Origin of the sequence: Candidatus Methylomirabilis sp. (genome assembly GCA_036000645.1) — a bacterium.
Lineage (GTDB): Bacteria > Methylomirabilota > Methylomirabilia > Methylomirabilales > JACPAU01 > JACPAU01.
In genome coordinates this window covers 1-10,666 of the sequence record DASYVA010000103.1, presented here as the reverse complement: position 1 = coordinate 10,666, position 10,666 = coordinate 1, and the positions used below count along the sequence as shown (strand labels likewise).

Here is a 10,666-nt window from a genome sequence, read left to right as displayed (position 1 = left end):
ACGGTCCGGGTGGCGCCGGATGCCGCCCGAAGGCCCCCGGTGCGGAGGGGGGGCCCATCGGCTCTGGGCCGATGGGGGGAACCACGGGAGGGTTCCCTCCCGGGGCCCGGGGCGGCGCCGGCGCCAGGACCCGGACCGTGTCACGTCATTCTGTCTTTTGCATTAGCCTCTCTGGCCCGGCGCGCGTCCGGGGGCGGTCGCGGTGCTTATGGGGCGAGGCGGAGGGTGTCGGCGGTTTCGGGCTCCGGGCGGATGCCCGCCGGAAGCAGTCCGGTCTCCGCGAGCATGTGGGCCAGGATGTCCCAGTACTCCTGGTCCGTCAGGCTGCCCGGGGCGTTCTGCGGCATCGCCGTCCGGATGAAGTTGAAGAGGGTGCGCGCCGTGCCCATGCCGGCCAGGACCTCGCGGGTGAGCTCGGGGCCGACGGAACCGGGCAGGTGGCAGGCGAAGCAGTGCTGGACGTAGAGTGCCCGCCCGCGCGCGAGCTGGCTCTGCGCCTCGGCGTCCTCTCCGGTCCCGTCGGGGGCCGGGGCCGCGACCAGCAAGAGGACGAGGCCACCGGCCGCGGCCCCCGAGCGCCCGAGTGGGCGCCGCCCCCCCCTCCCTCGCACCGAGCGCCGCCCCGCTAGGCGACCGTGACCGGGTGCGGCACGGGGACGTTGTACCCGTAGCCCTGGCGGTTCCACAGGATGCTGGCCGGCTGCGCGTTGCCCCTCTCGTCCGTGGCCCGCGTCGTGAGCGTGTGCTCCCCCGGCGCGGCGTTCCACTCGAAGTCCCAGCGGACCCAGGCGCGGGGGATGTTGGGCTCGCGCAGGCGGGCCGGCCGCCAGGTGGCCCCCCGGTCGAGGCTGACCTCCACCTGGGTGATCCGGCCCACCGGGGACCAGGCGAAGCCCCGGACGAGGTGCCGGCCGGGCGGGACGGTGCCTCCCCAGGGGAGCGCGACCGCGCTCTTGAGGGTCTGCAGGCGCAGCGGGGGCTTGTCCGGGTAGTCAGGGCCCTCCAGGATGTAGGCGGTTGTGGTCGTCCGCACATCAATCTTGCTGTCGCGCACCTCGATCCGGCCGACCCACTTGATATTGTTGATCCCCACCCATCCGGGCACGACGGCCCGCGCCGGGAAGCCGTGGTCCGCCGGGAGGACCTCCCCGTTCATGGCGTAGGCCAGCAGCGTGTCGTCCTCGAGGGCCTTCTCCACGGTGACGGGCCGGCTCACCTTCCCGTCGTCCAGCCCCTCGATCAGGACGTTCAGGATGTCCCGGGGCGCGTCCCGCTTCAGGCCGGCCATGTCGAGGATGGCCCCGAGCGGGACGCCGGTCCACTCGGCGATACCGATGCCCCCGAACCGCCACTGGGTGCCCTGCCCGGTCCGGCCCATGAACTGGGCGAAGAAGCCCCGGCCGTTGCCCGCGCACTCGACGAAGCAGATGACCGAGCGCGACGGCATCTTGAGGAGGTCCTCGTAGGTGAGCTCGAGCGGCCGGTCCACCGCGTTCCCCTCCACCTTGAGCCGCCAGGTCCTCGCGTCGAGGACCGGGGTGGGGTGGTGGTTCCGGACGAAGAAGTGGCTGGACGGGGTGAGGTAGCCCTTCAGGGCCTCGAGCCGGGTTTCCTGGTTCAGGCCGTGGTTGACGAAGATCTCGGGAGGCGCGGGCTTGACCAGCCCCTTGGGTTTCGCCTCCTCGGCGGAGACGGCGGCGGGCGGTGCCAGGACGACGGCCACCCCGCCGACGCCGACGGCCCGGAGGAACCCCCGGCGCGAGACTCCACAGGCCGCTCCCTCCTCGCGCCCCGCGATCGGCGGCGCGACGTTGCCCCTCTCCCTCGGTCCCATGGTTGCCTCCTTCCGCTGGGTCCTGCTGGCGATCCATCGGCGGCGAAGCAGAGACTGGATGGGGATCGAATCTCCGGTGGCGTGGTGCGTGTATCATGGCTGAGGCGAAGAAGTCAAGGCCGGCGGCCTCGAGTACGCCGCGCCTTGCGCCCCTGCGGCCAGGGTGCTAGCATGAATCGGCCGGAGTGGGCCGGGTGGTCGCCGGCGGCCTCGTGAGGGGCCGCGGGAGGAAAGTCCGGACTCCACAGGGCAGGGTGCTGGGTAACGCCCAGCGGGGGTGACCCCGAGGACAGTGCCACAGAAACACACCGCCGGGCCGCCGCGAGGCCGCCCGGTAAGGGTGAAATGGTGCGGTAAGAGCGCACCAGCAGCCTGGTGACAGGCTGGCTCGGCAAACCCCACCTGGAGCAAGGCCGAATAGGGGGGCGCAGCCGGAGCCGAAAGGCGCCGGCGGGAGGGTGGCCCGCCCGAGCCCCCGGGTAGGCCGCTGGAGCCCGGCGGCAACGCCGGGCCTAGAGGAATGACCACCGCGGGCCTCGGCCCGCACAGGATCCGGCTTACAGGCCCACTCCGGCTTCTTGACTCGTCGAGGCGGCCCCCCGGAAGAGCCCCCCGGGCCGCCCCTCCACCCTGTTTGGTATAGGAGTTGCACCAGCGCGCCGCTGGAGGAACCCCGGCCAGCGGAGGAGTGTCCGTGCAGGGACCCGCCTTGGACGAACTCAAGAAAATGGCCCAGGCGCCGCTGCAGCTCCTGGATTCCCTCCTGGCGGAGGTGAGCCGGATCTCCGCCGATCCCCACCTGAGCACCGAGGAGAAGCTCGCCCGCGTCAAGAAGGTCCAGGACACCACGGTCAGCGAGGCGGAGGAGCAGTTCAAGCGGTTCCGGGGGAGGCTGGCCGAGGAGGAGAAGAAGCTCGTCGAGGTCCTCACCCCTCCGGCCCTCACCCCCTTCCAGCAGATGGAGACCCTGATCCAGGAGCTGTTCAATATCATTGACAAGGCGGCCTTCCGGGAGCGGCTCTTCGAGCAGTGGGAGGACGAGCCGGCCGCCACCATCTTCGCCGACTACAAGGCCGCGGTCGAGCGGGGGGACACGGACAGCGCCGAGATCTTCGAGCAGGCGGCGGAGCGGTTCCTGAAGCGGAAAAACGATCCGAAGGTTCTCGAGGCTTTCCGGGCCCTGCGGGCGAGAGCCCAGGAGGCCCGCTACACCCCCGAGCAGAAGGCGGCCCGGGCCCAGTTGAAGGAGCTGGAAAAGATCCGGGAGGAGGCGGACCTCATGCGCGCCGTGATGGCCTCCACCTTCCGGTTCTATGATAAGTAGGCCCACCATGGACCCGAAGCACCGTACCGACACCCGCTACACCCTCAGCCCGCTCGCCCAGCAGGGGGCGAGCCTGGCCATCCTGGCCCCCGACGGGACCGAGGAGAAGGTCCGCCTCCTGGACTTCAGCCACCACGGCCTGAAGCTGGAGGGGGCAACGTCGTACCAGGCGGGGGCCGCGCTCCAGTTCCGGCTGGAGAGTCACGTGCTCGGGGCGCCGCGGGTGAAGTTCTCCGGCCAGGTCCGGTGGTGCCAGGGGGTGCCGGAGGCGCCCGGCGCGTTCCAGATGGGAGTGAGCATCGACCCGGGTGCCGAGCCCGGATGGGTGGACCTCTTCACGAAGATCTTCGAGTACCTGAAGCAGCTCGACTCCCTGTCGGGTCCCCACTAACCTTCCCGGTTGACCGTTCCCCCTCCCCTTCTCTACAATCGTCCCGGGTGGTCGCCCGTTCTCCTCCTGGGAGGTCCCGTGGACGAGCTGAAGCGTCTCGCCCGCTCCCCCCTGAAGGTCATGGATGCGCTGTTGGCGGAGGCGGCCGCGGTCGCCGCCGCCCCCGACCTCCCGTGGGAGGCGAAGGCGGAGCGCCTGCGCGCCAAGCAGGCAGCATGCCTCCGGGAGGTGGAGGCGAACTACGCGGCCTTTCGCGAGGCGGCGGCGGCGGCGGAGGCGAAGCTGCAGGAGGCCCTGGGCGCCCCCGGCCGCTCGACGCTCACGGCCGCCCGGCGACGCGCGGAGCAGCTCCGCCGCCTGGTGAAGGAGATCCGCGCCCGGGAGACTTTCCTTCAAGCCTGGGAGCAGGGGAGCCCGGCGGAGTTTCTGAGGGCCTATCGGGAGGCGACCGCACGGCGGGACCGGGAGCGGGTAGCCCTCCTGGAGGCGTGCGGCGAGCGGATCGCCCGCCGCCTGGGAGACCGGGCGGTCCTCCAGAGCTTCCGGGAGCTCAAGCGGCAGCGACAGGCCCGCGAGGGGACTCCGGAGGAGCGGGCGGCGGTACGCTTCCTGGACGTGCTCCGCGACCTGGGGCGGGAGGCGGAGGTCCTCTACGACCTGCCGGGCCTGCGGCGGCGCGACGGGCCCACCCCCCGCTGAGGGGTCCCCTCCCTCGTTAGCTGCCGCGCAGGCGGGAGATCTGCTGCCGGTAGTGGCTGACGCACTGGGAGCAGGCGCCGTCCGACTCGATCCAGTCCGGGTGCTCCTTCCTGATGGTTTCGATCAGGGTCTGCTCGATCCGAACGTGGGAGTCCAGGCGCTCCTCGGAGATGAGGCGCCGGCAGATGGGACACCGGACCTTGGACTGCATGGCCCCTCCTTGCGCATCCGTCAGGGGAGGAAGCTCACGCTGGCCAGGATCTCCTGCAGGGTCCCGCGGCGCGCCGCGAACTCCTCCGCTGCGGCCACCGCCGTGATCGCGTAGCCGGTTTTCCCCCGCAGGAAGTGCAGCGCGATCCCCCGGATCGGCACCGGCCCCTCCGGCCGGTGCAGGACGCCGCTGTACTCCACCCGCAGACCCGAGACGCCCCCCGCCCGCACCCGGTCGGAGGGTCCCTCCAGCCTGAAATCCCCCAGGAGGTTCCCCAGCGTCCGGAGGTTCGCCTGGGCGTAGAGCTCCAGGGTCTCGACGCCGGGCCGGCCCGTGAGGTCCTCCACCGCCACCGTCACCCGCGCGGGGTAGCGCGCGGGAGCGCCGGGTGGGTGTTCGCTCACCGCCACCAGAAGGCTGGCCGCCCCCGCCCGGCCGCCCCGCAGCTCCTCCGGCAGCGCTTCCCGGGCGCGGCTCGACGCCTGCGCCGCCGGGACGAAGTGCCAGGTCGGCGGCTTCGTGATCTGGATCCGGTATCGGTCATCCCGGAAGACATTCCCGCGAATGGTGCCGGCGGCGGCTCCGATGGCGCCGCCGAGGAGGACCGCCGCGAGCAGGCCGCGCCCGGCCATCGCGGGCCACGCGCGGGGCGGGATCACCGGGGCGGCGGCGAGAGGCTCGGGCATGGGCGATGCCGGCCTGCGGGGGCGGGGCCGCCCCTCAGGCCGATGTCTCCTCCAGGGAAAGGAGCACGCGGGCGTCCAGGGGGAGGACTCCCCGCTCATGGACGACGACGGGGTTCAGGTCCACCTCGGCGATCTCGGGAAGCTCCTCGGCCATCCGGGAGACCTGGAGCACCATGCGGGCGATGGCCTCCAGGTCCGCCGGGGGCCGCCCGCGGTAGCCGGTCAGCAGCGGCAGGCCCTTCACCTCCCGGATCATCTCCCGAGCATCGGGCTCGGCGACCGGCACGATCCGGAAGCTCACGTCCCGGTAGATCTCGACGAAGATCCCGCCGAGGCCGAACATCACCGTGGCGCCGAATTGCGGGTCGCGGGTCATCCCGACGATGACCTCGGTCCCGGGCCGCGCCATCTCCACGACCAGCGCGCCCGGCAGACGGGCGTCGGCCCGCGCGGCGCGCGCGCCGGTGCGGACCGCCTCGAAGGCCTCCCGGACGGCCGCCGGCCCCCGCAGATCCAGGCGGACCCCACCGGACTCGCTCTTGTGGAGGATGTCGGGGGAGACCACCTTCAGGGCGACCGGGAACCCGATCGCCTCCGCCGCGGCCACCGCCTCCTCTGCATCCCGGACGAACCGGTGCCGGGGAACGGGGAGGCTGTAGGCCTGCAGGAGCTGGTAGGCCTCCGGTTCCAGCAGGTGGCGCCGCTCGGCGCGCGCCTGCTCGATGAGGCGCCGGGCCGCCTCGCGCGGAGGTACCGTGACATCGCGGGGGGCCATCCGTCCTCTCTTCTTCTTTAGAACCGGGTGAGGTGGCTGAGCGCCAGCACCCCCCGCTCCGGGGTGGGGAAGGTGGGGAGGCCCTTCCGGTGCATCCGGGCCCGCTCCTCCCGCTCCACGTCGGCGCCGCCCAGGCAGATCACGGCGTGGGGGGACGCGGCGGGGATGACCTCCGACGCGCCCGGGATCGGGTCGCCGAAGATGACCACCAGGCTGTCAAAGTGGGGCGCCGCCGCCTCGGCTACCTGGCGGTACATGGCGGCGGTGGCATCGCCGGTGAGATCGAGCGGGTTGGCCACGGTGCAGTGGGCGGGCAGGACCGGCTTCAGGGCGGCCCGGAGCGCCTCGGGGAGGGGGGCCACGTCCAGACCGGCATTCTCCGCGGCATCCGTGGCCAGGATCCCGGAGCCGCCCGAGCTGGTGATGATGCAGATCCGCTTGCCCGCCGGACGCGTGAGGTACGCCAGGGCCTTGGCCGCGTCGTAGAGCTCCTCCAGCGTGGCCGCGCGGTGGATCCGGTACTGCCGGAAGGCCCCCTCGTAGACCTCGTCCCGGCCGGCGAGGGAGCGCGTGTGCGACTCGGCCGCCTTGCGCCCCTTGGGGGTTCGCCCCGCCTTCAGCACCACCAGCGGCTTGGAGCAGCCGGCCACCGCCCGCAGGAATCGGGGCACCGACTTGATCCCTTCAATGTAGAGGGCGATGGCCCGGGTGTTCGGATCCGCGGCAAAGTAGTCGAGGAGGTCACTCTCGTCGACGTCGGCGCGGTTCCCCATGCTCACGAAGGCGGAGACCCCCAGTTCCTCCTGGGCGGCCCAGTCCATGAGGGCCGCGCCCACCGTCCCGCTCTGCGAGGCGATCGCCATGCAGCCGCGGGTGGTCAGGAGCGGCCAGGACGCGCACAGGCCGTGGTAGGGGTGGTTCACCCCCTGGCAGTTCGGCCCCACCAGGGCGATGCCGGCCTCCCGCGCCGCCGCCACCGCGTCCTGCTGGAGCCGCTCCCCCTCCGGGCCGCTCTCGCTGAAGCCGCCCGAGATCACGATGGCGGCCCGGGTTCCCTTGCGCCCGCAGGCCCGGATCGTCTCCGGCACCAGCCGGGCCGGGACAATGATGACGGCCAGGTCTGCGGGCTCGGGGAGGTCGGCGACGCTGGGATAGGCCTTGCGGCCGAGGATCGCGTCCGCCTTCGGATTCACGGGGTGCAGGGGCCCGGCGAAGCCCGCCTCCGTGAGGTTCCGGAAGACCTGATAGCCGAGCTTCTCCGGCTGGGTGGAGGCGCCCACCACCGCCACCGCTTTGGGGCGGAAGAGGGCCTCGAAGACGGCGGGATCACGGCGCGGGGGATCGGGATGGGGCATGCAGGCTCCCGGCGGGACGGTCGCGCCCTTCTAGCACGCGCCTCGCGGCGCTGTCAAGGCGCGGGCCGCTCACTCGTAGCGGAGGGCCTCGATGGGGTTGAGTTCCGCCGCCCGCTTCGCGGGGTAGAAGCCGAAGAAGATCCCGACCCCGGCGCTGAAGAGGAAGGCCAGGAGGAGGGCAGAGGCATCCACGGTCACGGCCCAGTCCCCGAACCGGGCCAGGACGGCCGAGCCGAGCAGGCCGAGCCCGGTCCCGATGATGCCCCCGAGCAGCGCGAGCGTCACTGCCTCGATGAGGAACTGGAGGAGGATGTCCCGGCCCCGGGCGCCGACTGCCATTCGCAGGCCGATCTCGCGGGTCCGCTCCGTGACCGAGACGAGCATGATGTTCATGATGCCGATGCCTCCCACCAGCAGGGAGACCGATGCGATGGCCCCCAGCAGGACCGCCATCACCCGCGCCGACGCCTCCTGAGCGGCGAAGACCTCCGACAGGTTTCGGACGGTGAAGTCGTCGTCCTGGTCCGGCTGGAGCCGGTGGCGCTGGCGGAGCAGCGCGGCCACCTGCTCCTCCGCCTCCTTCTGGAGCCCGGCCTCCCGGGCCCGGACCATGATGCTGCTGACCGCCCGGGCATTCGCCTGGCTGACGCCGAGGACGCGCCGCTTCGCGGTGGAGAGCGGGACGACCACCAGGTCGTCCTGGTCCTGGCCCCAGGGCGATTGCCCCTTCGGGCTCAGCACCCCCAGGACGGTGAAGGGGACCTTCTTGATCCGGATGATCTGCCCCACGGGGTCGCTGTCGCCGAAGAGGTTCTGGGCGACCGTCTGGCCCAGCAGGGCCACCTTTGTGGCGGCCGCCTGGTCCTGGGGGGTGAAGGGCTCGCCTGAGGCCAGCGGCCAGTCCCGGGCCGCCAGGTAATCCGGTGTCCCGCCCTGGACGACGGTGGACCAGTTCTGGTTTCCGAAGACGATCTGCGCCGTCCCCCGCACGGTCGGGACTGCCAGGTCCACGGCGGGACACTCGGCCTGAATGGCCGCGGCATCCTCTTCCGTGAGCCGGAGGAGGGTCCCGGACCCGGCCCGGAGGCCTCCGGCCGTGGAGGAGCCGGAGAGGACGATCAGGATGTTGCTCCCGATCGAGCGGATCTGATCCTGGATCCGCTGGGTGGCCCCCCGGCCCACGGCGATCATGGCGATGACCGAGCCCACCCCGATGACGATGCCCAGAATCGTGAGGGCGGAGCGCATCGGGTTTGCGGCGACGGCTTGCAGGGCGACCCGGACCGAGGACCAGGGCTTCACGGGGTCTCCTCCGGCGGCAGCGCGGCCGCCTCCGCCACCGCGTCCCGCGGGGCCGGGACCGGGCGGTCGGTCACGATCCGTCCGTCCCGGCACTGGAGGACGCGGCCGGCGAAGGCGGCGATGTCCGGCTCGTGCGTGACGAGGATGACCGTGAGCCCCCGCTCCCGGTTCAAGCGCTGGAGGGTGGCCACGATCTCGAGGCTCCTCCGGCTGTCGAGATTCCCCGTCGGCTCGTCGGCCAGGAGGAGGGTCGGGCCGTTCACCAGCGCGCGGGCGATGGCCACCCGCTGCTGCTCGCCTCCCGAAAGCTGGTTGGGGCGGTGGTCCTCCCGCCCCGCGAGCCCGACGATCGCGAGGGCCTCCGCGGCCCGGCGCCGCCGCTCGGCAGGCGCGCAGCCGTTGTAGAGGAGGGGGAGCTCCACGTTCGCCAGGGCGGTCGCCCGCGGCAGGAGGTGGAAGGCCTGGAAGACGAACCCGACCTGGCGGTTCCGGATCGCGGCTAGGGCATCCCGCGAGAGGGCCCCGACCTCCTGCCCCTCGAGCAGGTAGCGACCCGTGGTGGGCCGGTCGAGGCACCCGATGATGTGCATCAGGGAGGACTTCCCGGAGCCGGAGGCGCCCATGATCGCCACGAACTCCCCCCGCTCCACGCCGAGGCTCACCCCCCGCAGGGCCGCGACCGCCACGGTCCCGACCCGGTAGACCTTGGTCACGTCGGAGAGCTCGACCAGGGGCATCGTCACCCCGCTAGAACCCGAAGGAGCGCCGCCGGGGGGCCGGCTGGATCTCGCGGGCTCCCGTGCCGACGAGGACGGCCTGGCCCTCCAGGAGGTCGCCGGCCGCCACCTCGACGTAGTTTCCGTCACTGAGGCCGAGGGTCACCGGCACCGGTTTCGGGACGCCGCCTTCCAGGATCCAGATCTGGCCCTCCGACGCCCCCCGCCGCGAGGAGCGCTGGGGACGGCCGTCGGCGCCGCTCGCCGGTCTCTCAGCCCCGCCGCCCGAGGGACGGAACCGGAGCGCGGCGGCGGGGACCTTGAGGGCGTCAGCCTTCCGGGCGATGAGGATCTGGACGTTGGCCGTCATGCCCGGCTTGAGCCGGAGGTCCGGGTTCGCCACCTCGATGATGACGTCGTAGGTGACGACGTTCTGCTGGACGTTCGGCGCACTCCGCACCTGCGTGACGGCCCCCTCGAAGGGTTGCCCCGGGTGGGCGTCCACCGTGAACCGGGCCGGCTGGCCGCTCGTGACCTGGCCGATGTCCGCCTCGTCCACGCTCGTGTTCACCTGCATCCGGGTCAGGTCCTGCGCGATCAGGAACAGGGTGGGCGCCTGGAGGGAGGCGGCGACCGTCTGGCCCACGTCCACGCTCCGGGAGATGACGACCCCGTCCACGGGCGCCCGGATGAAGGTGTGGCTCAGGTCCACCTCGGCCTGGCGGAGCGTCGCCTCCTGGTGGGCGACGTTGGCCTCGGCCGCTTTCCGTTGGGCCTCGGCGACCCGCAGGGCCGCCTCCGCCGCCCGGAGCGTGGAGCCAGCCGCCCGCTCTTGGGCCACCGCGGCATCGACCCCGGCGCGCGCCGAGTCGAAGGCCGCCTGGGCCGAGTCCCGCTCCTCCTGGGAAATCCCCCCCTCGCGGAACAGATTCGTCCGGCTCTTGAGCTTGATCTCGGCGTCGAGCTGGGCCACGCGCTGCCGGGCGACGTTCGCCTTCGCCGCCTCCAGGGCGGCGCGGGCGTTCTCCACGTCAGCCGCCGCCCGTTCCCGGTTCGCCTCCTGGTTCAGGACCGCTGCCCGGGCGCTCTCCAGGCTGGCGCGGGCCTGGCTCACGCGGGCCTCGAACAGCTCCGGGTCGATCCGGGCGATGAGCTGGCCCCGCTTCACCACGGAGTTGAAGTCGGCGTACAGGTGCTTGACCATCCCCGAGATCTGGCTGCCGACCTGCACGGTGATGACCGGGTTCACCGTCCCGGTGGCGACGACGGTGGCCATGAGCTCCCCCCGCTCCACGGGCGCCGTCCGGTAGGCGGGGCCGTTGCCGGTCGGCCGGAGGAGCAGGAGGACCCCCGCGGCCGCCAGCACGCCCGCC

Annotated in this window: 12 protein-coding genes and 1 other RNA gene; 4 read left to right on the top strand and 9 right to left on the bottom strand. The window is 72.5% G+C overall.

The genetic code is table 11. From position 1 onward, the window contains the following. Positions 1 to 206 precede the first annotated feature (206 nt). Both VGT06_06235 and VGT06_06230 read right to left on the bottom strand, forming a co-directional pair. Entirely contained in the window at positions 207 to 611 is a 405-nt protein-coding gene (locus VGT06_06235) for a cytochrome c (GenBank protein HEV8662718.1), read from the bottom strand. Between the two features lie 14 nt (positions 612 to 625). After that, on the bottom strand, positions 626 to 1,834 hold the full coding sequence (locus VGT06_06230) for a sulfite oxidase (GenBank protein ID HEV8662717.1): 1,209 nt from the start codon (positions 1,832 to 1,834) through the stop codon (positions 626 to 628). 182 nt (positions 1,835 to 2,016) lie between these two features. On the opposite strand from VGT06_06230, the gene rnpB reads away from it, so the two are divergent. The 4 genes from rnpB to VGT06_06210 all read left to right on the top strand — a co-directional run bounded on the left by rnpB (position 2,017) and on the right by VGT06_06210 (position 4,248). Then, an RNA gene (gene rnpB, locus VGT06_06225) (RNase P RNA component class A) lies at positions 2,017 to 2,410 on the top strand. A 118-nt stretch (positions 2,411 to 2,528) separates the two neighbouring features. Beyond that, positions 2,529 to 3,158 carry a hypothetical protein gene (locus VGT06_06220; protein HEV8662716.1) on the top strand — a complete coding sequence of 210 codons (630 nt, stop codon included), beginning with the start codon at positions 2,529 to 2,531 and terminating at the stop codon, positions 3,156 to 3,158. Between the two features lie 7 nt (positions 3,159 to 3,165). Further along, a complete protein-coding gene (locus tag VGT06_06215) occupies positions 3,166 to 3,549 on the top strand; it encodes a PilZ domain-containing protein (protein ID HEV8662715.1) in 384 nt (127 codons plus the stop codon). A 78-nt stretch (positions 3,550 to 3,627) separates the two neighbouring features. Further along, a complete protein-coding gene (locus tag VGT06_06210; GenBank protein HEV8662714.1) occupies positions 3,628 to 4,248 on the top strand; it encodes a hypothetical protein in 621 nt (206 codons plus the stop codon). A gap of 16 nt (positions 4,249 to 4,264) precedes the next feature. Here VGT06_06210 and VGT06_06205 read toward each other — a convergent pair whose 3' ends face one another. The 7 genes from VGT06_06205 to VGT06_06175 form a co-directional block, all read right to left on the bottom strand. After that, positions 4,265 to 4,459, bottom strand: coding sequence for a hypothetical protein (locus tag VGT06_06205; protein HEV8662713.1), 195 nt, complete (start codon positions 4,457 to 4,459; stop codon positions 4,265 to 4,267). 20 nt (positions 4,460 to 4,479) lie between these two features. Next, positions 4,480 to 5,145 carry a hypothetical protein gene (locus VGT06_06200; GenBank protein HEV8662712.1) on the bottom strand — a complete coding sequence of 222 codons (666 nt, stop codon included), beginning with the start codon at positions 5,143 to 5,145 and terminating at the stop codon, positions 4,480 to 4,482. 34 nt (positions 5,146 to 5,179) lie between these two features. Beyond that, complete coding sequence (locus VGT06_06195; GenBank protein HEV8662711.1) at positions 5,180 to 5,920, bottom strand: acetate--CoA ligase family protein; 741 nt, start codon at positions 5,918 to 5,920, stop codon at positions 5,180 to 5,182. A gap of 17 nt (positions 5,921 to 5,937) precedes the next feature. After that, positions 5,938 to 7,275, bottom strand: coding sequence for a CoA-binding protein (locus tag VGT06_06190; GenBank protein ID HEV8662710.1), 1,338 nt, complete (start codon positions 7,273 to 7,275; stop codon positions 5,938 to 5,940). Between the two features lie 69 nt (positions 7,276 to 7,344). Beyond that, positions 7,345 to 8,523, bottom strand: a complete 1,179-nt coding sequence (locus VGT06_06185) for an ABC transporter permease (protein HEV8662709.1) — start codon at positions 8,521 to 8,523, stop codon at positions 7,345 to 7,347. A gap of 50 nt (positions 8,524 to 8,573) precedes the next feature. Continuing rightward, on the bottom strand, positions 8,574 to 9,314 hold the full coding sequence (locus VGT06_06180; GenBank protein ID HEV8662708.1) for an ABC transporter ATP-binding protein: 741 nt from the start codon (positions 9,312 to 9,314) through the stop codon (positions 8,574 to 8,576). Positions 9,315 to 9,324: 10 nt separating this feature from the next. After that, the coding region (locus VGT06_06175; GenBank protein ID HEV8662707.1) for an efflux RND transporter periplasmic adaptor subunit at positions 9,325 to 10,666 on the bottom strand (1,342 nt) is incomplete at its 5' end.

What these genes read in the sequence shown, in the direction of transcription:
- VGT06_06230 (HEV8662717.1), bottom strand. Translation starts at nt 1,834, where the DNA reads ATGGGACCGAGGGAGAGGGGCAACGTCGCGCCGCCGATCGCGGGGCGC.
- VGT06_06215 (HEV8662715.1), top strand. Translation starts at nt 3,166, where the DNA reads ATGGACCCGAAGCACCGTACCGACACCCGCTACACCCTCAGCCCGCTC.
- VGT06_06205 (HEV8662713.1), bottom strand. Translation starts at nt 4,459, where the DNA reads ATGCAGTCCAAGGTCCGGTGTCCCATCTGCCGGCGCCTCATCTCCGAG.
- VGT06_06200 (HEV8662712.1), bottom strand. Translation starts at nt 5,145, where the DNA reads ATGCCCGAGCCTCTCGCCGCCGCCCCGGTGATCCCGCCCCGCGCGTGG.
- VGT06_06195 (HEV8662711.1), bottom strand. Translation starts at nt 5,920, where the DNA reads ATGGCCCCCCGCGATGTCACGGTACCTCCGCGCGAGGCGGCCCGGCGC.
- VGT06_06190 (HEV8662710.1), bottom strand. Translation starts at nt 7,275, where the DNA reads ATGCCCCATCCCGATCCCCCGCGCCGTGATCCCGCCGTCTTCGAGGCC.
- VGT06_06185 (HEV8662709.1), bottom strand. Translation starts at nt 8,523, where the DNA reads ATGCGCTCCGCCCTCACGATTCTGGGCATCGTCATCGGGGTGGGCTCG.
- VGT06_06180 (HEV8662708.1), bottom strand. Translation starts at nt 9,314, where the DNA reads ATGCCCCTGGTCGAGCTCTCCGACGTGACCAAGGTCTACCGGGTCGGG.